This is a genomic window from Dehalogenimonas sp. NIT-SK1 (genome assembly GCF_055384165.1).
Genome location: NZ_AP042352.1, coordinates 248,187 through 270,872, shown reverse-complemented (window position 1 = coordinate 270,872; position 22,686 = coordinate 248,187). Strand labels below are relative to the sequence as shown.

16 protein-coding genes and 3 pseudogenes are annotated in these 22,686 nt (G+C 44.7%); 12 read left to right on the top strand and 7 right to left on the bottom strand.

Annotated elements, in window-relative coordinates; genetic code table 11:
* Positions 1–4 precede the first annotated feature (4 nt).
* The 7 genes from ACZ48S_RS01425 (at position 5) to ACZ48S_RS01395 (ending at position 10,597) form a co-directional block, all read left to right on the top strand.
* The gene (locus tag ACZ48S_RS01425) at positions 5–2,878 is read left to right on the top strand and encodes an SNF2-related protein (RefSeq protein ID WP_464213347.1); all 2,874 of its coding nucleotides are present in this window, start codon (positions 5–7) and stop codon (positions 2,876–2,878) included.
* 13 nt (positions 2,879–2,891) lie between these two features.
* Positions 2,892–4,529: a site-specific DNA-methyltransferase gene (locus tag ACZ48S_RS01420; protein ID WP_464213345.1), complete on the top strand. Its 1,638-nt coding sequence runs from the start codon at positions 2,892–2,894 to the stop codon at positions 4,527–4,529.
* Complete coding sequence (locus ACZ48S_RS01415) at positions 4,522–7,269, top strand: DEAD/DEAH box helicase (protein WP_464213343.1); 2,748 nt, start codon at positions 4,522–4,524, stop codon at positions 7,267–7,269. The genes ACZ48S_RS01420 and ACZ48S_RS01415 overlap by 8 nt, the downstream gene beginning before the upstream one ends.
* Before the next feature lie 25 nt (positions 7,270–7,294).
* On the top strand, positions 7,295–8,437 hold the full coding sequence (locus tag ACZ48S_RS01410) for an exonuclease SbcCD subunit D (protein ID WP_464213341.1): 1,143 nt from the start codon (positions 7,295–7,297) through the stop codon (positions 8,435–8,437).
* Positions 8,434–9,408, top strand: a complete 975-nt coding sequence (locus tag ACZ48S_RS01405) for a hypothetical protein (RefSeq protein ID WP_464213339.1) — start codon at positions 8,434–8,436, stop codon at positions 9,406–9,408. Before ACZ48S_RS01410 ends, ACZ48S_RS01405 begins: the two co-directional genes overlap by 4 nt.
* Positions 9,409–9,678: 270 nt before the next feature.
* Complete coding sequence (locus tag ACZ48S_RS01400) at positions 9,679–10,032, top strand: hypothetical protein (RefSeq protein ID WP_041223288.1); 354 nt, start codon at positions 9,679–9,681, stop codon at positions 10,030–10,032.
* A 307-nt stretch (positions 10,033–10,339) separates the two neighbouring features.
* Positions 10,340–10,597 (top strand): hypothetical protein, encoded by a 258-nt coding sequence (locus ACZ48S_RS01395; RefSeq protein WP_010935884.1) that lies wholly within the window; start codon positions 10,340–10,342, stop codon positions 10,595–10,597.
* A gap of 654 nt (positions 10,598–11,251) precedes the next feature.
* On the opposite strand, the gene rdhB is transcribed toward ACZ48S_RS01395, so the two are convergent.
* Positions 11,252–11,536 (bottom strand): reductive dehalogenase membrane-anchoring subunit RdhB, encoded by a 285-nt coding sequence (gene rdhB / locus ACZ48S_RS01390; RefSeq protein ID WP_010935885.1) that lies wholly within the window; start codon positions 11,534–11,536, stop codon positions 11,252–11,254.
* 23 nt (positions 11,537–11,559) lie between these two features.
* Positions 11,560–13,224: a reductive dehalogenase catalytic subunit RdhA gene (gene rdhA, locus ACZ48S_RS01385; protein ID WP_353912938.1), complete on the bottom strand. Its 1,665-nt coding sequence runs from the start codon at positions 13,222–13,224 to the stop codon at positions 11,560–11,562.
* A 297-nt stretch (positions 13,225–13,521) separates the two neighbouring features.
* On the opposite strand from rdhA, the gene ACZ48S_RS01380 reads away from it, so the two are divergent.
* Positions 13,522–14,055 carry a hypothetical protein gene (locus ACZ48S_RS01380; RefSeq protein ID WP_010935887.1) on the top strand — a complete coding sequence of 178 codons (534 nt, stop codon included), beginning with the start codon at positions 13,522–13,524 and terminating at the stop codon, positions 14,053–14,055.
* A 195-nt stretch (positions 14,056–14,250) separates the two neighbouring features.
* Here ACZ48S_RS01380 and ACZ48S_RS01375 read toward each other — a convergent pair whose 3' ends face one another.
* Positions 14,251–15,228: a hypothetical protein gene (locus ACZ48S_RS01375; protein ID WP_010935888.1), complete on the bottom strand. Its 978-nt coding sequence runs from the start codon at positions 15,226–15,228 to the stop codon at positions 14,251–14,253.
* A 50-nt stretch (positions 15,229–15,278) separates the two neighbouring features.
* Positions 15,279–15,907, bottom strand: a pseudogene (locus ACZ48S_RS01370) (IS3 family transposase); the annotation flags it as partial.
* Here ACZ48S_RS01370 and ACZ48S_RS01365 point away from each other — a divergent pair.
* From ACZ48S_RS01365 to ACZ48S_RS01355, 3 genes and pseudogenes are all read left to right on the top strand, one after another.
* Positions 15,906–16,247, top strand: a pseudogene (locus ACZ48S_RS01365) (SbcC/MukB-like Walker B domain-containing protein); the annotation flags it as partial. The pseudogenes ACZ48S_RS01370 and ACZ48S_RS01365 overlap by 2 nt on opposite strands.
* A 65-nt stretch (positions 16,248–16,312) precedes the next feature.
* Complete coding sequence (locus ACZ48S_RS01360; protein ID WP_464213325.1) at positions 16,313–16,822, top strand: hypothetical protein; 510 nt, start codon at positions 16,313–16,315, stop codon at positions 16,820–16,822.
* Positions 16,823–16,958: 136 nt separating this feature from the next.
* Positions 16,959–19,124, top strand: coding sequence for an ATP-binding cassette domain-containing protein (locus ACZ48S_RS01355; RefSeq protein WP_464213323.1), 2,166 nt, complete (start codon positions 16,959–16,961; stop codon positions 19,122–19,124).
* 155 nt (positions 19,125–19,279) lie between these two features.
* Here ACZ48S_RS01355 and ACZ48S_RS01350 read toward each other — a convergent pair whose 3' ends face one another.
* The 3 genes from ACZ48S_RS01350 to ACZ48S_RS01340 are packed head-to-tail and all read right to left on the bottom strand — an operon-like array spanning position 19,280 to position 22,209.
* Positions 19,280–20,869, bottom strand: a complete 1,590-nt coding sequence (locus ACZ48S_RS01350; RefSeq protein ID WP_464213321.1) for a recombinase family protein — start codon at positions 20,867–20,869, stop codon at positions 19,280–19,282.
* A 9-nt stretch (positions 20,870–20,878) separates the two neighbouring features.
* A complete protein-coding gene (locus tag ACZ48S_RS01345; RefSeq protein WP_464213319.1) occupies positions 20,879–21,811 on the bottom strand; it encodes an ImmA/IrrE family metallo-endopeptidase in 933 nt (310 codons plus the stop codon).
* Positions 21,808–22,209 (bottom strand): helix-turn-helix domain-containing protein, encoded by a 402-nt coding sequence (locus ACZ48S_RS01340; RefSeq protein WP_338739182.1) that lies wholly within the window; start codon positions 22,207–22,209, stop codon positions 21,808–21,810. The genes ACZ48S_RS01345 and ACZ48S_RS01340 overlap by 4 nt, the downstream gene beginning before the upstream one ends.
* Before the next feature lie 161 nt (positions 22,210–22,370).
* Between ACZ48S_RS01340 and ACZ48S_RS01335 the strand changes: the two are divergent.
* A pseudogene (locus ACZ48S_RS01335) lies at positions 22,371–22,577 on the top strand (helix-turn-helix domain-containing protein); the annotation flags it as partial.
* Positions 22,578–22,686: the final 109 nt, after the last annotated feature.

The following is a 22,686-nucleotide window of genomic DNA, read 5'->3' as shown; positions in this document are numbered from 1 at the left end:
TGCCATGCCGTATACAGTACATCAAATCAAGTTTTTTGCCGAACAGCTTATGCTGAAACGCCCGCAACACTCAATTGACGGGCTTGCTTCTGCTATGTCTGGAGTTAAAGTAGATCTGAACCCGCATCAGGTGGATGCGGCTTTATTTGCCCTGCAGTCGCCATTGTCAAATGGAGCGTTACTTGCGGATGAAGTCGGACTCGGTAAAACAATAGAGGCAGGACTTGTGCTTGCCCAGTGCTGGTCGGAGCGCAAACGAAAAATCCTCTTGATTGTCACGGCCACCCTCCGTACACAATGGAGAGCTGAACTGGAGGAAAAATTTTTTATCCGTTCTGAAATACTGGAATCAAAGAATTATAACAAGGCGAAAAAAGAAAACCCGTCCTGCAACCCTTTTCTTGCACAAGATGCAGTTGTGATTTGCTCATATAATTTCGCATCTGCAAAGATGCGTGATATTTTGTTAATTGATTGGGATTTGGTAATTATGGACGAGGCGCACAAACTTCGCAACGTCTATAAGAGAAACAACGTGATGGGTAACAATCTGAAAACTGCTCTACGAGGGCGAAAAAAACTGCTCCTCACGGCGACTCCACTACAAAATAACCTGATGGAACTATACGGCCTTGTCAGCATTATTGACGAGCAAGTTTTCGGCGACCCTGATATATTTCGTGAAGTATATGTTAACGTGACTAATATAGAGAGCCGTAACAGGTACCTAAAAGTTCGCTTACAAAATTTCTGCAAGAGAACGCTGCGCCGACAAGTGGCAGAGTATGTGCCTTATACCAACCGAACGGCTATTTTACAGGAATATACACCAAGCCACGACGAGGAGCAACTGTACACGGACGTTTCTAATTATTTGCAGCAGGAACGGCTTTACGCTTTCCCGCAAGGACAACGCCAACTCCTGATGTTAGTGGCACGAAAACTGCTGGCATCATCCTCAATGGCGATTCACGGCACTCTGTCCACCATTATTGACCGCCTGAACCTAAAATTAAGTGATTACCAAGCTCAATTGAAACTGACAGACCTTGATGATTACGATGGCATCGAGGAGCTAATTGACGAGGAATCGAACGGTGACGATAACGGCGCGGTGGATGAAATGACGGCAGACTATGAGGGTATACGAGCCGAAATCGAAAAATTGAAGCAATATGCCGCTCTTGCCGAAAGAATTACAACCAACGCCAAAGGCGACAACCTCCTGACTGCCCTTAATCGCGGATTTGAAATGAACGAACGCCTTGGTGGTGCAAGAAAGGCAGTCATATTTACTGAATCAAAGCGGACGCAGCAGTACCTTATGAACCTGCTTTCCCAAAACGGGTACGAAGGACAGATTGTTTTTCTGGATGGATCGAACAACGACCCGGTATCCACTCGCGTTTATAAGGAATGGCGCGAGCGGCACAAAGATGACGGCAGAATTTCAGGCTCAACAGCAGCGGATAAAAAGTCGGCGATTGTTGAGGAGTTCCGTGACCGCGCTTCCATTCTTATCGGAACAGAAGCTGCTGCCGAGGGAATCAATCTGCAATTTTGTAACATTGTAGTCAATTATGACTTACCGTGGAACCCTCAGCGCATAGAACAGCGTATCGGTCGTTGCCACCGCTATGGGCAAAAGAATGATGTAATAGTCATTAACTTTCTTAATCGCGCGAACGCCGCCGATGAGAGGGTTTTTGAATTACTATCTCAGAAGTTTAGGCTGTTTGATGGTGTGTTCGGTTCGTCGGATGAAGTGCTTGGAGCCATTGAGGATGGCGTGGATTTTGAAAAGCGTATCCTTGATATTTACCAGTCTTGTCGTGAATCGGATGCAATCAGGGCGGCGTTTGATGCTCTGCAGGAGGAGCTATCCGAACAGATAAGTGAAAACATTACTAAGGCGCGGCAGTCTATATTGGAAAATTTCGATGAGGATGTTTTCAAACATCTAAAAGACTGTCACGAGGGGACAAAAGCCGAACTCGACAAGTTTTCCCGGTGGCTTTGTAACTTCTTTACTATGTGGGGAGCGGAACGGGTTGAGCCTCTCGACCAATGGCGCTTTGCTTACATAGAAAATGGCGAGCGTAAGACTTATAACCTCCGTTGGAAAGACGCAGAAGCACTACATGATGAGTTTTTGCGCCGGGATGGTGAACTTTGCACCAAATGGATTGCTGAGGCAATGAATACAAATGCTCCTCCCGTTGCCATACGGTTTAATCATTCAGACTTGCCACAGAAAGACCATATCAGCTTTTTGGACAGCCATCCTACCTTTAAAAGCGGCGTTATCTCAATCGATAAGCTTACGCACAGGGGTATAGACAACGAGGAACATCTGATTGTATCTGTTGTCACCAACGATGGTACACTCATTGATGGCGATGATGCAGGCAATATAATCGACCGTATTATGGAGCTACCGGCCAATATCGTCGGCGAGTGTTCGCCCGAAACGGAAACCCTTATAAGGCGGCGACAGGAAGGAATTCAACGGCAAAAGGATGATATCGCCGAACGCAATAAGATGTATTTCTTGGAGCAAGTCGAAAAACTGGACGCTTTCAGTGAAGATTTGAAAGAAGGGTTACAAAAACAGCTGAAAGCCCTGAAAAAGGAAATAGCCGAAAAACGTAAGGATTTTCGAACCTCAAAGGATGTCTGCTCTCTTGATGAAATGTTGGAGAAACGATCGGCGATTACCGCCTTAGAAGATAAACGCAAGAAAATGGAGCGGGAAATAAGCCTTGAAGAAGATAGGATTACCCTTGAGAATGAGGCTTTACAGGAAGACATTCGTACCCGCTTAAACGGTGAAATCGAAACCGAAACGATAATGACATTCTCGTTCGAGATAGTATAGGAGGATTTTACATATGCAAAAACTTGAACTTACTTGGATTGGCAAGGGTGATGAGCCTGTTGTCGAACCACGCATACTACTTCACGATGCCTCAAAGGATTACGGCGACCCCACCGCTGATAATATGCTGATTCACGGAGATAACCTGCTCGCTCTAAAAGCCTTAGAGCAGGAGTTTGCTGGGCGTGTGAAGTGCATCTATATCGACCCACCGTATAACACTGGTAGTGCTTTTGAGTATTATGATGATAATTTAGAACACTCACTTTGGCTTAGTTTGATGCGCCCGCGGCTAATAATACTACGAAACTTGTTAAGTGAAGATGGTTGTATTTGGATAAGCATTGATGACACCGAACAAGCCTACTTAAAGGTAATCTGCGATGAAATATTCGGTAGGAATAATTTTGTGCAAACAATATCAAATCAATCTACTCCAAACGGTAGAGATTATGGTTCGTTTGCTCAAACACATGATTTTATCCATATATATTCTAAAAACATTCGTCAGTTAAAAATGAACAAGATGGCTAATGATGACGTTAATAAGTATAACAAAGAAGATGAAGAAGGTGCATATTATTTGCATCCGCTATTTAATAGTAATAGTAATTTCCACAAAGGCAACCGTCCGAATTTGTATTACCCGTTCTACGTTTCAACAAAACAAAACAATGAGGGATATTATGACTTATCATTAATGCCAACAGAAGATTGTATAGAATTATATCCGCCTTTATCACAAACTGACGGCACGCAATTTGTATGGCGATGGGGAAAAGAAAAAGCCACACAATATTTAAACAAGGAAATTGTTGGGCAGTTAATGCGAAATGGAGAATTCAGAATCGCTCAAAAGATGCGTGTAAAAGATAAAATACCACGTACTATCTGGGTTGAAACTGAATTTTCAAACAGACGTGGAACAGAAGAATCGCAAGCCTTATTTGCTAAAAAGAAATTTCCTTACCCTAAGCCTGAACCACTCATTGAAAGAATACTTACGCTTGGGAGCAACCCCGGCGACCTCGTCCTCGACTCTTTCCTCGGCTCTGGCACAACCGCCGCAGTTGCCCATAAGATGGGTCGACAGTATATCGGTATCGAACTGGGCGAGCATTGCTACACCCATTGCCTGCCGCGCCTTAAAGCTGTGGTGGACGGTGAACAGGGCGGTATATCCAAGACACAGAATTGGCAAGGCGGGGGAGGTTTCAAGTTCTATGAACTGGCTCCGACTCTCATCGTCAAAGACCCACACGGACAATCTGTCATCAACGATAAATATAATGCGCAAATGCTCGTCGCTGCAATAGCCAAACTCAATGGCTACGATTACGCTCCTGACGCCGATGTGTTCTGGAAACAAGGAAAAAGTCAAGCGGGCAGTTACATCTTCGTCACTACCGAATACCTTACAGCGGCGCAACTTGACGATATCTCCCGCGACCTGCCGGAGTATGAACGTCTTCTTGTCTGCGCCCCGGCATTTGATATTGGTCTTGGTAAACGCTACGAGAACATAAATATCCGCAAAATTCCGCAGTCGGTTCTTGATAAGTGCGCATACGGTGCGGACAACTACAACTTGAATATTGTCAATCCGCCCGAACTGGACGATGACGAATGGGAGGACGGAGAAGATGCTTAGAGAACCTTACTCGGCGAAATCATACTCCTACAACTCAAAATACATTGACAATCGCCTTGCCCTCCGTCCCCCTCAGAAGGAGAGCTTGGAGCGGTTTGCTCGGATTGTGGATATACTCTCCCTCTCTAAAACACCGAACTTGGATGAGGAACTTATAAAAATCCGTGAACTTTTCCCAACACTCACCAGTTTCGAGCGGGACTTTCCGTCGATATGCTTTGCCCTTGCCACAGGTATAGGCAAAACTCGGTTGATGGGCGCGATGATTGCCTATCTGCACTACGAGAAAGGTGTCAATAATTTCTTCGTGATGGCTCCCAACCTTACGATTTATAAAAAGCTGAAAAACGACCTCGGCAACCAGAACAACGAAAAGTACGTGTTTCGAGGCTTAGATAAGTTTGTCAACGCGCCGCGCATTATTGATGGCGACAACTACGAGGAGTTCCGTCAGATGTCGCTGTTTGAAGGCGGCGTTACCATCAACGTCTTTAACATCAGCAAACTGAACTCAGAAAGCGGACGAATGCGCCGTTTGCAGGAGGTTCTTGGGCAGTCCTATTTTTCGTATTTACAATCCTTGCCCGACCTCTGCATTTTTATGGACGAGAGCCATCACTACCACGCTGACAGAGGGTTTGACACCATTAACGAGCTCCACCCTGTCCTTGGCGTGGAACTTACCGCAACACCACAAATTCAAAAAGGCGCACGGAAGATTGATTTCAATAACGTGGTGTATGAATACTCTCTTGCTCATGCGCTGAACGATGGGCTTTACGTCAAAGTCCCCGCCGTATTCACTCGCCGGGATTTTCGCCATGAAGAATATACCCCCCAACAGCTTGACCGCGAGAAACTCAACGATGGCATCCGTCTGCACGAAGAAACGAAAAGTAGACTGGATGTGTACGCTCGTACCCATGGCAAGCCTATCGTCAAGCCATTTGTGCTTGTTGTTGCCAAAGATACAACCCACTCTCGGGAGATACGTGAGTATCTTTCATCGGACGCTTTCTTTCATGGATATTACAAAGATAAGGTATTGGAAATCAACTCGGCACAGCGTGGTTCGGAAAAGGACGAGAACATCGAGCTACTGCTATCGCTTGAGTTAACCACCAACGTAATTGAAATTGTCATCCACGTCAATATGCTCAAAGAGGGATGGGACGTGACGAACCTTTATACCATTGTTCCGCTCCGTGCTTCGGCATCTGAAACGCTTACGGAACAGACCATTGGACGCGGCTTACGATTGCCATACGGTCAGAGGGCGGGTGTAGACGAGGTTGATAGACTCTCTATCGTCAGCCACGACCGTTATCAGGCAATTGTAGACCTTGCCAAAGACCCGAATTCACTCGTCCGCAAGGTTTACTACATCGAAGAACAAGAACTTCCTGCCAACGACGATGGTCGAGAAACCGTACCTCTACCGACAGTCTATGACGCATTGACCTCCGGCGAGAGTTTCACGCAACAGTTGGCATTTACCCTGCGTGAAACGGCCAGTGACGAATATAAAGCCGAAAAAACTCCTGACCAGACGATGCTTATCGCAAGTATTGTCCAAGGTATAGCCGCCAAAACGGTGGTCGAGGTCAATAGGCAGGTTCGGAATATCAACGCTATCAATGACGACCAAACGCGCAAATGGGTGCATAGCAGTATTGTTTCTCAAGCCATACAGCAACTCCCCGAATTCGGGCTTAAAGAAGAGGACTTGGCGGCCGTTGTCGCAAAAGCAATCGAAACTTGTGCTCAAGCCCTCACAGAAAACGTCATTCCGATACCTCAATCAGTTGTTCAGCCACATACCGAGGTTAAACGTGGGTTTTATGACTTCACGCTTGATACAAGCCGTATGCGCTGGCATCCGTCCGACGATACGCTGCTCGGCACGGAACTAATGGAGGGCGGCGAAACCTTCACATTGGAAACAGGTACAGTTGCCTTTGCAAAGATTGATACAGTGGAAAATGAAATTGTTCGACATATTATTGTCCATGATAACGTCGACTACGCAACTTGCTCAGACCTCATCTATTCGCTTATTGCAGATGCCAAGAGGCACTTTTTGTCGTACTTGAATGATGAGGAAACAGAGAAAGTCATGCGGGACCGCCAGCGTACCATTGCAGAAATCATCTACGCGCAGATGAATGAACATTTTTATAAAGAGGAAGTCAGCTATCGGGCAGCGAATATGCGCCCGTTTACGCGGATTGAATCGAGTTTTGGCGGCAAGTTCAAGTCAGATGAGATATATGACTTACGGGCTCCGATGGCGGCATCGGATGTGAAGTCCAAGATATTCAGCGGATTCAGGAAGGCTGGACATACGCTGTATAAGTTTGACAGCGACACGGAGAGAACCTTTGCCGTTGTGTTAGAGAACGACAAAGCCGTTCTGCGTTGGCTTCGTCCCGCACCGCGTCAGTTTAACATTTACTGGGGACAAGGCGGTGCGAACCGCTATGAGCCAGATTTCATTGTTGAGACGGCCGAAATAATTTATATGTGCGAGCCGAAAGCGAGCAACAAGATGCGAGATGCGGACGTGCTTGAAAAGCAGGAAGCAGCAGAGGAATACTGCCGCGCCGCCAGTGAATTCAACGCCGAAAACGGCGGTAAACCGTGGAAGTATGTTCTTATTTCTCACGACGAAATCCGACCGCAATCGAGTTTTACTTATCTCGCAAAACAAGCTTCGCACGAGCAGTTATCGATAGAGTAAACACTTCTAAGGAGGGAGCTGCCACATGAAATTTTTCCACTTATCTGATCTGCATCTCGGTAAGCGTGTCAACGAGTTTTCCATGCTGGAAGACCAGTGGGACATCCTGCAGAAAATCGTTGTGTTTGCAAAAGAGCATAAACCGGACGCCGTCCTCATAGCGGGCGATGTCTACGATAAATCTATGCCCATCGTGGAGGCCGTCCAGTTACTGGACAGATTTCTTGTGTGGCTCAACGAACTGGGGATTACGGTATTTATCGTTTCCGGAAACCACGACAATGCGGAGCGCGTGGCGTTCGGTGCGGAACTGTTGAAAAACAGTAGCGTTCATATCGTACAGTCGTATAATGGGAAAATAGCTCCTGTAACTCTTTCCGATGGGTACGGGGACATCAATATCTGGATGCTGCCGTATCTAAAACCATCCCTTATTCGGAGGCACTTCCCTGATAGGGATGTAAATACATACTCAGATGCCATATCCGCAGCTTTAAGTAATGCGAATCTTGATATTTCTGCAAGGAATGTGCTGATTGCTCACCAGTTTGTTACTGGGGCAATCACAAGCGAATCCGAGGAAATCTCTGTCGGCGGTTCGGAGAATGTGGACGGCTCGGTTTTTGATGGGTTTGATTACGTTGCTTTGGGGCATATTCACCGGCCACAGCAGATTTGTCGAGAAACCCTTCGATACTGCGGCACCCCGCTTAAATATTCGTTTTCGGAAGCAAGCCATACAAAATCCGTGACAGTCGTTGATATGGATGGTAAGGGTGAGATAAAAATCACTGAATTGCCACTTGCACCACTTCGTGATATGCGTGAAGTTCGTGGTACATACAACGAGATTATGAACCGTAACAGCTACCGTGGCACGAACACTGATGACTACATTCATATCGTGTTGACTGATGAGCAGGATGAACCAGATGCGATATCAAAGTTACGAAACGTATATCCTAATCTGATGCGCTTGGAGTACGATAACAAACGCACACAGGCAGCGAGTTCCTTCGAAACGGTATCATCAACAGAAAAGAAAACGCCATCTCAGTTATTCGGAGAACTGTTTGAAATGCAAAACGGGCAGCCGATGAGTGAAGACCAATCAAAATACGTTACAAACCTGTTCAATGAAATCTGGGAGGAGGTGGCGAACGGATGAGACCTCTCAAACTTACAATGTCTGCCTTTGGCTGTTATGCCGACAAGCAAACTATTGTCAGGGCCCAGGGCAACCGCCAGGGCAAAGGGCGCTTAAGATCTGATACATCTGCCCGCCCGAGCTATATTCCCCGCGGTATGCTCATTACATCAGGGGAGCAACTGCCTTCCGGCCACAGCCACACTGCCAGGCTCTACACGGTAGAGCTGGAACGTGAGGATATAGATATCAATAACTTAACTACCGCGCAGCAAAACACCCCGTATTATCGCCAGGCAATGGCCCACTACTTAACTTGGCTTTCAGGTAAATGGGATTCTATTAAGAAATCCATCCCGGATGATTTTTTGGCGTTAAGGGGTCAAGTTATGAATAAAGGCCTTCATGCACGGTTGCCTGAGGTTATTGCTCTACTTTGCTTAGGGCTTAAGTATGGGCTTGATTTTGCAGTGGAATGCGGAGCCCTCACCCTTGAGGAGTCTAACGAGGTTTGGGAAGAAGGGATGAGTGCATTTATTTCACAAGCAACAGACCAAGGATCTAGAGTTGAAGAAGAGCGGCCGGCAAAACGTTTTATTGAGATACTTAATTCACTAAAAGAATCAGGATCCGCGATACTTGGCGATAGGAATGATGACTGTATAAGGCAAGTGGGCCCGGCACAAACACTGGTTGGGTGGAATGATCAGCAAAACGGACATGTCCTTATACTTGGCCAAACTGCATATAAAGCGGTTAAAGATCATTGCCGTCGCACTGATGAACCCTACACTATCAAATACAATGCGGTTATAAAAGATTTGAGAAGAATGGGGTATATAGACTGCCCCAGTCAAAAAATAGCTACTCATAATGTCTGTATAGCCAATGGGCAAAAAAGAGTACTCAAGCTTAGGAAAGTATTATTAAATGAAAGAGAAAATAATGATGAAAATAACGCTTTTTCCGCGCCGGGCCCTCTTATGTTGTAAAAGGTGTAGAGGTGTAGAATGATGTTTTTTCCAAACGTAACTTACGTACTCTACACTTTTTTAAAAAAAGGTGTAGAAAAGTGTAGAGAGAAGTGTAGAGTTGGTGTAGAGATAGCGTAGAGCGTTTAAAGCTAAAACAGTAAAAATAACAAAAAGGTGTAGAAGTAGTGTAGTAAACGTAAAGTAAAGCTAAAAAGTAATTAAATTCTACACTTCTACACTAAAAACTATAAGAGACCACTGAAAAACAAAAATGTTAAGGAGACTGAAATGGACAATAAGGCACAAAATGACAGTTTACCGGTTAAAATCCTTAAAACAATAATTAAAAATCTAGTTATTCTCTTTCCAACCATTGTGATGGCATTCCTCACTCTATGCATGGCCGGGGGGATATTTGCACCGCCGCTTCTATTCTTCCCTGAATACATAGAAAAACTAGCAGAGTTACTTAACGCAAAAACCGGAGCAGAGCTATTCATACTAAAACTCCTTCCTGTTTCCAGCTTAGTTGCGATTTTGGCTTGCTCTGTTGTTTTTATTCGGCGTGCAGCCATTGTGTCAAATGAAGTATCCAATGCATGGCTTGAGAAACTAGGTTTGAATAAAAAAGGAGAAGACTAAGGCAATCGACTTCACAAAAGTTTTGGAAGCGTTCAATCGCGTGGAAATGAATTATACCAGGGCAGCCCGGCTTTTAACCGAGCAAACCGGGGTAAAAGTAACCCCGGGCTATGTTTATAACCAAATCAAGCGAGGTGGCTGATGTTTTTAACAAAGAAAATGCTTTATATGTTTGGGGTGATCTATTTCCTATTGGGGGCTGCGCTTGTTTCCTTATTGGCAGGTTATAACATTTGGTTCGTCGTATGTTTTACCGCTAGCTTTATCATCCAGATGATTCTTCTGTGGGTTAGGAGGCGATAAAGATATGGTACTTGCGGCAAAAGCCAGAAAAGCGTTGATGGAATTTAATATTGCCCTTGATGATCTGCATGACCCCCTTTTTGCCGGGCTTATTGAACAAGTTGAAAAGTGCAGCGGGCCCGCAGGGTGTGACAACTGCCCTATGAAGAATAAATGCCAAGGGCTTTGGGATCAGGCAGTCTCCCGGATTAATGGCGGTATGAAGATTGATGATTTTCTATATTACTATAACGAATTCAAAAATATGGAGGGGCAGAAATGAGGAATATCTTTAAACTGGATTACACCCTTGTTTCCAAAGATGATCCGTTATGGCTTAAGATACGTGCGCATCCTCTGGTATTAGAAATACGACGGGTAATAGGCAAAAAACGAGATAGCATCCTCTATAAAAGTGGACCAAAATTATGGAGAAGGTTTTGGAGAACGTTAATTATGACACGCATATTCTTGAAATTGTTTTATTATAAAAACACCTTTGGGTATATCAAGAATTTTTTACTTTTTTGGAGCTACCACTGGGAAAGGTATAGGAGGATAATTAAATGAGTTTCTAATTACATATTATTCGAGTCTGATTTGTGATATGAAGGCGCATATTATACCATAAACAAAAAGAGTCAGGGGATCATTTTTCTGCCATTAAAAATGATCCCCTTAAGGTGCCGCTTGAGATACCCTTTTGGCAGTAGAAGACACCTTTACGATTCAAACTGAGATGTTTTCGGCACTTTTAGAGACACTTTAGATTTTAGACGGGGAGTTCAGCCCTCTGCGTTACCCCCAACTCCTCGTCTAATGTGTATATATGCCTCGATAGATACTTAGCATCGCTGAGCTATAATCGTGTGTACAGGGGCAAAAGAAAAAAGGGGAGTTTAACAACTCCCCTTTCAACATTGCGGATCAAAAGATTTTATTCCTTCCTGCCGCTATATGTGCGCCATACAATAAGGTTTAAGATGACAGCCAGTGTGCCAAAGACGCCAAGGTACATAAAGGCACTCTGATACTCCATCTCCACGCTCATAGAAGAATACATATGCTGGAAGATAGAGGATACCAAAAGCAGGCTTAGCGCCATAAGGGACCATTCCCACCATTTAAAACTTATATTCTTAAACTGGGTATAGGTAATAAACCATATTGCGGCACCGCCAATAAGCATACCGACTAAAAAGTAGTATAAAGCACCACCCATAATAATCTATTCCATCCTTTCTCTTAAAAAATATCTACGCTTGCGCCGCGTATTGGGTTTTCTGAGGCCCACCATTCATCCCTGCTTGGTGAGTAGCGCGGGCCGTAGCCGAAGGCTTCTTCCATATTCTTAAAGAAACCGTTAAAAACGGGCGTAGTGGCAACAGTGGACTTGACAAAGTTGTGCACCCAGGAGTTATTGCTCATAGTGAAGAAGGGGCAGACGGCCTCACAGATGGTACAGTTAATGCATTTGTGATAGTCAAGGTGCCAGCCCTCATAACCGCTTACGCAATCCCAGTATGGTGAGTCATAGCGCGGCCCTTCATGCGAGATAGCTTGGGTAGGACAATGCTCGGCACAGATGCCGCAGGTCTTACAGAACTCACGGATACCGGCATCTATAGGCTTGGTGGGGGCAAGAGGCAGGTCGGTAAGCATCCTTAGGGAACCCTTGGTGTTAGAGCCGTAGCGGGGCTCAATAATGCTTGATACGCGTGATTGTTCCCCAAGGCCACTTAAGTTGCCGAAGGCACTGCCCGGACCCCAAGCTTCAACTCCGCCACCCATTGAGTTATAACCAAGGCCTGCAATGAATTGCTGAATGCGTGCCTCAGCCTCTGAAAAGAGGGGATAGGCAATACAAGAGCATGGGTCCATAGGTACGCTATGTGCATACTTAAAGCGTTTCTCAGGGAGCATGATAGTATAGGTGAAGATATTCTCTAGAGCATTGGGCACCACTATCTTATCATCACCACCAAAGCGCTTGTAGCTGTAGTGTCCCTGGTCTGCAGGAACATCTTCAAACACAATGGGTATGGCATAATTATCTACTGGGACCGGATATTCAATGTATTCAGCAAAATTTGTAATCGTATACCAAGGCCCGAGGCTAAAGGGCTGGGCTTTGGTATAGAAGATTTTCTTCACGTTATCCGTTATCTTAATGGCGCCAACGGAAGAAGCCCCGAAGTAGCGCGCGGCGGTGCGCATGATTAACAGGTTCTCTTCAGGCGTACCCTCCCACTTCGGGTAGTTGGTGGTTTTGATATCTGCGTGACCAAATTCATGCAAGCCGTTTATTCCATTCATGGTTCGCATAGAGAGATAAGGCCTAGAACCTTTATAGCGTCCATAAAGCGGGTTCTCCCAGCAATTATGTGAGCCATTCGTGGCGGCATATATTAGGGCATCTTCCCTGCGGTCGCCATAGCCCAGTTCACCAGGGTCATAATCTGGATCAATATTTTCCTTCATCCAGTCTATGCCTGATTTTATCCAGGCACTATCGCGGTATTTTTTACCCTGTAATTTTATTTCTCGAAATGCATCAACAATAGTATGTCTTCTACCTGTATAGGTTGGAGACAGGTAATCCTCAGGTAAGAAGTATGCTCCCTGGTTGTTCCAACCGCTGTATCTTTTTATAAGGCTCCAATCTATATTACAGGTTGGATCCTCATGATCACGCGTGGTAACCCACCATGGCTCATTGTTTACTTTATTAGCGTGGTCACCCTCTAAAGCTTTACCTGCTGACAGCAGGTCATCAACATCTTTAAACTCATGCGGCAGGTTATTCTCTGCAAGTACTGCGGCACCCAGTGCCCCCGCACCGGCTCCTGCCAAACCTAATCTCTTCATGAAATCACGCCTTGTGACTGTAGAATGATATTTTTCACTCATACTTTTAAAATACCTCATTTAAAATACCTCATTTAAAAAAAGCTTTTCGCACTTTGGCGTCTGTCATGCGGTAGTCCGCAAGCCAAGTATCCATAACATGCCTCCTTGAAATGTTTACTCAACGGGAAGGTTTGTTAAGTAGAAGATAGCACCTTGGAAAGCGCACGTGCCACGAAAGAATGAAAAAACAATATTAAAAGTTTACTAAAACTTTTATTGAAAATTTATTAAATTAGAATATAATAGTCACAAAACGAGTTAGTTGGAGAATTAGATTGGGAGGGACGTGAGTAAAAAATGGGAAACGAGCGTGATATGGATTTAAATAACATTAAGCAGCAGGAAGATAGAATTAATACCTACGGGGAAGAGTATGTAAATCTCTCATTAATGAGTATAATAACACTTATTGGAACCATAGCAATGCGAAACTACAAATATACTATGGGTGAGTATAGTGAAAACCTAACACCGAATGAGAGCAGTTTACTTATGGAAGTATATTTTAGAGAAGAAATCGGAATCATTGACGCATGCAGGGCAACTGGTTTAAGCACTGAGAATGTCTTGCATTTATTCTCTAATATATATAACAAAGGCTACCTAAAGAAAGTAAAAAAGGGTAAGAAAACTTATTATAGTATCGCAGATAACCCACCGGGGGATTGGCAGGATGTTTTAGAAGGTTATCAAAAAGCAACAGATGCTTGTAACTATTTTTGTAAAGACTTAAGTGATGAAAAGAAGCAAGAAATTTGGGATATGCTTTTGGATATAAGGCATAATGTGAATGATTACCATGTTCGCATGTCAGGCATTAGCTTTCTCTAAACTGCAGCAAACCCCATCACCATTGCTTAAGGGAGAGACCAACTCTCCCCCGTCTCCCCATTAATAGCCAGAAATTACCTTCACAAACCCTACCCTCAAAATCAAGCAATATTTACGAATAAACACCAGGCAAAAAAGAGGGGCTCACAAACCAATTGGTTTGTGAAGGAGAATCTGCCTGTACCAAGCAGTATATTATATTACTTCTTCATCGGTTGCCTTTTTAATACAATACATGCTTTTAAAATATTTTGAAGCCGCAATTAGTAGAATGGCTACTTTTTCATATGTGTTTGGTAGTGTTGGTTTAACCGAGAAGTGAATCGCATTTCTAGAGTCACGCAGAATATCGGACCAAACCATAATACTATTTAACGCACCGTTTGAAATTCCAGTTTTGTCTCTCACAGTTTTTAATTCTTTTCTATTGTACATTTCAACTATCTTGCTGATTTTACTCATAATTGTAATTGGCTTATCACTTGCTTTAAAACGTGCAACGTCTTCTTCACTCTTGGATCCGAGCTTAACCATGTATTGCATGATGGAAACCCCAAGTTCTAACCATGCGCCTTCCATGGCTTTTCCAAGCATTACAACTGCGGGTCTGTATAAATTTCCTTTAAAGCAAGCGATAGAATCTTTGATAGCCTCAATAATTTCTTCGTCAGCCCCGGCAACTCCCGCTTCTAACAGATAAAGATCTGCATCCATTAGGGCAAAGTCATCATTAGTTCTGCTGGAGACCGAGAAGATAAAACGGTTTGGAAATGTATATCGGTACTCATCGAAACTCCATCCCCCAGAATGCCCCCCGCCCCTTTGGTACACAGTAGTCCACGCCTGATGGAAACCTTCAGTGCGATAGGAACTAGTAGGCATAACTATTCCAGAATAAATTAACGCGTTTAACGCTTCGTGAAAAGCAAGGGTAAAACTTAAACTTTCTGCCACTTCCTTAACTAAAACATCAGTTTCAGTGAACGAAGGATGTATTATTACTTCTCCGGGTTGTTCGGCATGTTGCTGCTGTAAAAATTGTTTACAGATGTCTTCTGGATTATACTCGTTATTTCTGGGTATACCTAAAATAAATGCTTTTGCGATGGCTATCTTATGATGATCTACTTTAACCTGTTCTAAGATCTTCCCTTCATTTTTATCTCTCGGCATCTGATCTACTCCTTATTAAGCGATAAGGTATTATAATGCCTATTTTGACCTTACCCCGGAATTAGCGCACCCTGCATTAGAGCCTTCGCAGTTATATTAGCATACTCCTTTGGCGTAGTTCCGTTCAATGCGCTGTGCGGTCTGACTTCGTTGTAGTCTCTCCGCCACTCTTCGATAACACTACGGGCATGGTCCAAGCTGAGAAACCAGTTCGTATTCAAGCACTCATCCCGTAATCTCCCATTGAAACTCTCGATATACGCGTTTTCAATAGGTTTCCGGGTCTTATGAAGTTCAGCCTTACTCCTTTGCGATATGCCCATTCATCCAAGGCACGTCCGGCAAATTCCGGACCATTGTCAACCGTGATGCTTTCAGGCAGTCCCCTCGTTTCTGATAGCCGGTCAAGTACTCCCGCTACTCTGCGGCCTCCCAGTGACGTATCCACCTCTATCGCCGGACATTCCCGCGTGTAGTTATCAACGATGGTAAGCGCCCGGAAACGTCTGCCGGTAACAATACTGTCTGTTACAAAATCCATCGACCATCTCTCGTTCGTCCGACGCGGTGAAGGTAATACAATACGTAATCCGGCGGATCCTTTCCTTTTCCGTTTCTTTCTTAATGCCAACCCTTCCTCACGGTATAACCGTTCTGTACGCTTATGATTTACAACTAATGTTATCGACCACTACAACGGTACGGAACGCGATGCAAAAACACTCTCAGGCGGTGAATCTTTCATTGCCTCATTGTCACTTGCGCTTGGCCTTTCCGATGAAATACAAAACAATGCCGGAGGCATACGTCTTGATTCGATGTTCGTTGATGAGGGCTTCGATTCATTAGATGATACGAAACTGTCACAAGCAATACAGGCATTGATGACCATATCGCAGACCAATCGCCTTGTTGGGATAATATCACACGTTACTGGGCTTGACGAAAAAATTGGTCGCAAAATCGTCGTGACGAAAGACCGCACAGGTGGTAGCAGAGCCGAAATTGTACTAAATTGAGGACGAACCATAGAATTTCATTTGATTAAACTGATTACCGAAAGGGAGAAAGGCGGTGCATCGTGATGATAAAACCTGAATTTGTTAAAAGTGCAATAGAAAAAGCACCCTCTACTCACCCTGAGGAGCTATACCACTTCACCAGTCTATTTAACCTGAACAGAATTCTGATGAGTAGGTGGATAACGACGACGGAGAGCAATCTGACCGTTTCGGAGTCTGTCAGTCCTTGTGTTGTTTGGATGACAGATCTATCCACACCTGACAATCATGGCTTGCTGTTTCAAGATATTATGCCAGATGAGCTGAATAAGACCTTCTACCGCATTTCTATCCGTTGGAATAACCGTTTCAGATTGTGGGATAAATGGAGCACAGAAACAGGAATAAAACCTGAAACAAAACGAGTGATAATTGAAACCGCTGGAGCGCAAGAAACTTATAAAAGCTGGTATGTTTCAGAGAGCAACATACCAATCAATGACTGGTTGACCGTTGAAGATGTCAGGACAGGAAAAGTCCTCTTCAAATGGGAAAACAAGAAGTTTATAAAGATAGCCACACATTGTTTATAATGTCCGCAGCCGAATTCAGCACCGTTTATTTATCCCATCACCGTATTCAATCTGCTTTTAATGCACCTTGCAGGAAGCCGTGTTTAGGGCTTTAAGCTGGAAGAAACACTTAATATGAACAGGAGGTACAGTTACTATGCTGAAATTCAACTCAATCGAAAACGGTGAGATTTTTACAAGAGATTTCAGGCCACTTGCAAAAAACAACGAGATAGCATTTCCGACTTGCGGGGAGGAAATCGTTGCTATATACGGACCCAATGGGACTGGAAAAACCAGCCTCATCAAGGCACTGTCCGGGGCAAAAAGCACAAAGGTCAAATTCGAATTTGATGGAACCGAATACACCTCGGGTGCTTCGGTATTTCACGTCATTAACGACCAGAATAACAGGAACATCATTGTTGGTGAGACGAAGGACTTTTTTCTCGGTGATAATATCAAAAGAGAATTTGAACTTCAAAAGTTACTCGCCGATGCCCGAGTGTCAATTGTTGGGGATATTGTTTCTAAGTTAAAAGCTAATCACAGCATTTCAGCGATGAGCAGCCCATTGTTAACGCTACTTACAGATGTCAATATAGCTGAGATTGTAAAAGATATCGTTAACACTAAGTCCAAAGGCGCAAAATTCGAAACGGATGTAATTATTACCAAGTTTGCTGCGATTCCACTAATATATCAGGATGTGAGTGATGAACAGCAAGCCAAGTTGACATTTTTCAAATCCGATTATTCTGCCAAAGATTCAATAATACAGCAAATTGAAAAATTTGCCAGTAAAGCAGTGGTTGCAAATTCGCAAGTTCACGAAGTTGAAGAAAACACCGAAGCTATTCGCATTCTTGACCGGTTTCATAAAAACCAGTGCATAGTATGTGACTCCGAGGACATTGATTGGGAAGCATTACTTTCGGCGAAAACAGATAATCGTACAAAGGTCATTGAGGCTCTGGATAAAGAAGTACAAACACTCATTCATAAAATCATAGCTTTAGTGCCTGAGAACGACCCATTCAAAATAAAAACTATATTATTGGAAGCCGTCTGTGCTGGTGACAAGAGCAAGCTTGATACTTTAGTCGCTGATATTGCCACAATTAAAAAGATGTTTGAGCGTCAGGTTATGAATGAACTCGCTACGGTTTTTCAGGGAAGTGACCTGCCAGAAAAATTAGTGGAATATCAAAAACTACTTGAGGAAAAGCCTGAAATCACCGAAGAAGATATGCTCTATATTGAGGAAATTATCAGTAACAGCATGAGCAAGACGCTCACGCTGGAGCGTGATGATAAAAAGAACTTACGAATAACCCTTTCAAATAGCGAATTCTTGGGAAAAGTGAGGGATGAGTTGCCGTTAAGTACGGGAGAGCAGAACTTCTTATCACTGACATTTGAATTTCTCAAAGCGAAGAACTCATCGTGCCCTATTGTAATCATTGATGACCCAATATCGAGTTTTGACTCGATATACAAAAACAAAGTGGTTTATGCCATCGTTAAAATGCTTCACCGAAAAAAGCGAATTGTCCTTACTCACAACACAGATTTACTTCGATTACTCGATGGACAGTATAAGCGGTGCTATAAGCTGTATCTGCTGAATAATACTGACGGTGAGGAAAATGGATTTATCGCGCTTAATAATAAGGAACAGGATATGCTGATTAGCCTTGAAAAATTACTTGCGGCATTCCGTGGGGCAATCTTCGACCATATAAAGGATGTCAACATTTTCTTGATTTCGATGATTCCCTTTATGCGTGGGTATGCGAATATCACTAACAATGTAAATCTAACTGACCGCCTTACGCAAGTGATGCACGGCTATAAGAGTGATAAAGTCGACATCGCAAAAGCATACATAGAATTGTTCGGGAACAAAGACAACATAATTCCAGATTCTTATGAGGTTTCTGTTTCTGACATTTTGGCAAAGACTGTCGATGGGGTCAACATCCTTGACAACACACAATATCCGCTACTCGATAAAACGCTCCGACATTCGTTCACTTATTTGTTTCTACGGTTACTGGTCGAAAAGAAGTTGGTTGAAAAATTCAGCATCGATACAACCCAGTACAAACAGTTAGGACAGATAATAAGTGCAGCGTATCCCGATGAGAATGACATCATACAGATCAAAAATCGAATAAGGCTGACCTCAAAGAAGACGCTGATAAATGAGTTTAATCACTTTGAAGGTAACCTGAGTATTTTTCAACCTGCGATTGACATTACAGACCACGCACTCGGAAATGAAAGAACAAACGTAGTCACATTCGTGAGCAACCTATAAATCGGTAAAGTTGATGTCATAGGTATGATAGAGACTGATATTGAGTCGATTTCTTCTGCGTGTTTAGTGATATTGTAGTTTATCTTGATAAAGGTGTGCAAATTTTAACGATTGCTTACTTTTAACGATTTCCGAAGTGGCGGCGGTGCATTTTATCAATAGTTAGTTACTTTGCCAAGATTATCAATAGGTAGAACCGCGTCATAACCTCCACCATCCGGTCCAACCACGATGGGGAGTTTGTATTTAACCCTTACAAATTGTCCGTCAGTATTTATCTCGCGGACAAACGACCTGAGGAAAGACTTTCTTTCGGTCAGGCTCGAATCGACTAAAAGTTGCCGCAGATCTCGGGCACGCCTCTTAACTGCGTCAACATTGACCAACTCTACCCCCTCTTTGTCGATTTCCTTCTCGGCCTTGAGACGACTTTTCTCTAGATCCGCTTCCCGACCTCGCAACTCGCCGATTCGTGGCGCGAGGTCATCGACCCCGATTTTACCTGTCTCAAGGGCATCATACAGCCTTGCCAGCCTAGCCCTGGTATCGACCAGTTCGGCATCAATAACGTCAAGCTGTTCCTTCAAAGCACTTGAAGTGGAATGAAGCTCCTCGTTGGTGAGGATGGCCATTTTTTCCATATTTTCATCGGTCAGCACCCGTGTCCTCAGTTCGTGGACGATTTGACGTTCCAGCTTTTCCTTGGGCAACATCCGCACATCACAAGCGTCTTTGCCCTGCTTGGCGCCTTTCGAGCAAAGGTAGTAAAAATGTCGACCTGATTTAGCGCTATGACCGGTCATCGCCGCGCCACACCGGCAATGAAACAGACCACTCAATAGATAAAAACTCGGAACCGTCCTGGGATGGGTAATCTGCGGCTTATTTTGAGCCATTTTATGTTGAACCGATATAAACAATTTCTGCTCGATCAAACCCGGCCACGCGTTTTCCACTCTTACCGGTTTCTCGCCGCAACGACGCACCATGCAACCGGGTCGGTCCCCCCAGACCAGCGTACCAATATAAGCCTCGTTGGAGAGTATCTTATAGATGGTGGTCCTGCCCCAGCGCTGACCGCGTTCGGTACGCAACCCTTCACCATTGAGAGTCTTTGCAATTTCTTTACATCCCATGCCTTTCGAGGACATATCGAATATTCGCCGTACCGTCTGGACAGCGCAAGAGTCTTCAGAATCAGGCTCAAGTTTGTTTCTCATCCGGTCGCCGTCTTTGACATGGACAACGTGAAACCCATACGCAGGCTTGCTACCATTGAAAAAGCCCCTGGAGGCGTTTTCGCGCATACCCCGCCGGATGTCCTGGCCAAGGTTGGCACTGTAGAATTCATCAATAGATTCAATGACACCTTCAAGAAGCCGACCGGTCGGGCTGTCATCCACCGGCTCATTAATCGAAATGACATCAATGCCTTTATTACGAAGCAGGGTCTTGTATGTAATCGAGTCGGCACGGCTCCGGGCAAAACGGTTTAACTTCCAGACAAGGATAGCCGAAAATGGTGGGGTTTTAGTGCGTGCCAGAGCGACCATTTCCTTGAAAGCCGGACGTAAGGCGGTACGCCCGCTTTCCGCTTCGTCGATAAACTCACGAACTATCCGATAGTTGGTCTTGGTTGCGTACTCTCTTATCGACCGGAGCTGCGCCGAAATCGACAGATCTGTATCCTGTTTGTCCGATGAGACCCGTGCGTACAAAGCGACTGTCCTTGATTGATTGTCCATGTCCCCTCCTTAGAAATGCCGGTGAAAACGCTCCAGCTTAACCGGATTAATTTTGTCTATCTGAGTATCGAAAAGGTGGCTATCTTGAATCATCAGCACCACCATCGCTACCTTCTCTACCTGCCTGCTCCGACCAGTCAACGGCTGAGCCAGAGCAGTTAACCCTCCATCGAAATATTCATTCTCGTCCGTCAGTGTGATACGCCCAACCAGATGAGAACGTCCGGTTTTTACGGTCAGTCCAATCAGCGAACCAGCCAACGCCTTTTTTCCTCTCCTGGGGAACAGCCCATCAAGGCCGTAGACATTCGAGTCAGCGTCATCGTTATTGCTTCCGGTCCAGTAGGTGACCGCCCAGTCATTCCCATCAGCATCGTCCGGTTCGTACAGAGACCCATAGAAGAACAGTCTGCCGCGAAGCACTTCACCCATACGAAGCAACACCTGGGAGCAGCTCTTGGAATAACCTCGTGAGAGCCTGATAACATCGAATCCGGTTTTGAATACATCGGCACGGAATTCATCTTCCGGCAGCAGTACCGCGGAGGCAAATCGATTGGCGGCAATATGCCGGGCGCTTGTCCTCAGCGGCTTATATGTAGGATACGCTTCGACGAACATGGTTTCCATCATCTCCCTCAACTCATGGAGGATGGTATTCTGAATGCCGCTTGTCGTATCGTCATGACGATAGTAGAGACATTTCCGGTCGTCGCATATTTCATGGTAGCCCCTCAGATTTCGTGGCATTGTTTCCAGACCCTTCAACTGAATGCCTAAACACGTAGCTATTGCCCTGAGCGACCTGAGGTTAACAGGCAGATCTCTCAAATAGATCCGTCTGAACTCATCCGCTTTCTGATCCTCAGTGCAATCGCCGGGACTGCCAAATTTTCCGACCAGGTGATCACAAAAACCACTCAGATCATTGAGGGTTTTCACGCACCTGATCCTGGCAGCAACTTCTTCCCGGTGGCCTTCTCGTACATCTCGACCACAAAGCGCTTCACCTCCGGGGTCAGCTTCCCATTCATCCGGGTGCCTGACTTATAGCGAGGATCGTTCATGACGTAATTGAAGGCCATCTCCACTTCCTGTTCGTCGCTGAGAGTCGGTTCGTTATTTTCCTCGAGATAACCCGCCGCCCGCAGAAGGTCTTTTTGCGTCACCTGATAGACAGACGCGAGACGTTTCATGAGATCTGGCCCGGGCGGGTTTCTCCGGCCTTGCTCGATCTGGGACAAATAAGAGTAAGAGATGCCGGTCTGCTGAGATACGGTCCTCAATGACAACCCCTGTTTCTTTCGCAGCTGTCTGACATAAGTGCCGAAATCTGGCATAGCCCCTCCTTGTTCACAATCATAGCACACACCTGTCATAAATGCAACACTTTTTAAGCAAGAAATTGGCAAGTTTATTCCGATAGAAGTGACATATAGCCCTTGACCGGAGTGGGAGTGATGTTTTACTATTGTGCTTATTTATTCCCCAGGAGTGTCACATGTTCAAGGTGATTTTGAACAAGGACAACCTCGAAAGAGCAATGCTTCGCCAAAATTTGTCACGGAAACTGTTGGCCCGAGAGATCGGACTTTCGGCAAGCTACCTGTCCCGCGTCTTGAACGGTAAACAGAATCCGACAGCCTCGGTTCGCCAGGCTCTGCTCCAATATTTCAAAGGCTGTTCGTTCGACGACTTTTTCACTATTCAGGAAGATGGAGCCGGTGATGTCAATTGAAGCCGACATGGAGGATTACGAGAACGGGCTGCGCATACTAGCCCGCATGATAGCAAGAGCTCACCTAAGGGATCTGGCC

What these genes read in the sequence shown, in the direction of transcription:
- ACZ48S_RS01350 (WP_464213321.1), bottom strand. Translation starts at nt 20,869, where the DNA reads ATGGACAATCAATCAAGGACAGTCGCTTTGTACGCACGGGTCTCATCG.
- ACZ48S_RS01415 (WP_464213343.1), top strand. Translation starts at nt 4,522, where the DNA reads ATGCTTAGAGAACCTTACTCGGCGAAATCATACTCCTACAACTCAAAA.
- ACZ48S_RS01425 (WP_464213347.1), top strand. Translation starts at nt 5, where the DNA reads ATGCCGTATACAGTACATCAAATCAAGTTTTTTGCCGAACAGCTTATG.
- rdhB (WP_010935885.1), bottom strand. Translation starts at nt 11,536, where the DNA reads ATGGGTGGTGCTTTATACTACTTTTTAGTCGGTATGCTTATTGGCGGT.
- ACZ48S_RS01420 (WP_464213345.1), top strand. Translation starts at nt 2,892, where the DNA reads ATGCAAAAACTTGAACTTACTTGGATTGGCAAGGGTGATGAGCCTGTT.
- ACZ48S_RS01355 (WP_464213323.1), top strand. Translation starts at nt 16,959, where the DNA reads ATGCTGAAATTCAACTCAATCGAAAACGGTGAGATTTTTACAAGAGAT.
- ACZ48S_RS01375 (WP_010935888.1), bottom strand. Translation starts at nt 15,228, where the DNA reads ATGCCGAGAGATAAAAATGAAGGGAAGATCTTAGAACAGGTTAAAGTA.
- ACZ48S_RS01410 (WP_464213341.1), top strand. Translation starts at nt 7,295, where the DNA reads ATGAAATTTTTCCACTTATCTGATCTGCATCTCGGTAAGCGTGTCAAC.
- ACZ48S_RS01360 (WP_464213325.1), top strand. Translation starts at nt 16,313, where the DNA reads ATGATAAAACCTGAATTTGTTAAAAGTGCAATAGAAAAAGCACCCTCT.
- ACZ48S_RS01340 (WP_338739182.1), bottom strand. Translation starts at nt 22,209, where the DNA reads ATGCCAGATTTCGGCACTTATGTCAGACAGCTGCGAAAGAAACAGGGG.
- ACZ48S_RS01400 (WP_041223288.1), top strand. Translation starts at nt 9,679, where the DNA reads ATGGACAATAAGGCACAAAATGACAGTTTACCGGTTAAAATCCTTAAA.
- rdhA (WP_353912938.1), bottom strand. Translation starts at nt 13,224, where the DNA reads ATGAGTGAAAAATATCATTCTACAGTCACAAGGCGTGATTTCATGAAG.
- ACZ48S_RS01380 (WP_010935887.1), top strand. Translation starts at nt 13,522, where the DNA reads ATGGGAAACGAGCGTGATATGGATTTAAATAACATTAAGCAGCAGGAA.
- ACZ48S_RS01405 (WP_464213339.1), top strand. Translation starts at nt 8,434, where the DNA reads ATGAGACCTCTCAAACTTACAATGTCTGCCTTTGGCTGTTATGCCGAC.
- ACZ48S_RS01395 (WP_010935884.1), top strand. Translation starts at nt 10,340, where the DNA reads ATGGTACTTGCGGCAAAAGCCAGAAAAGCGTTGATGGAATTTAATATT.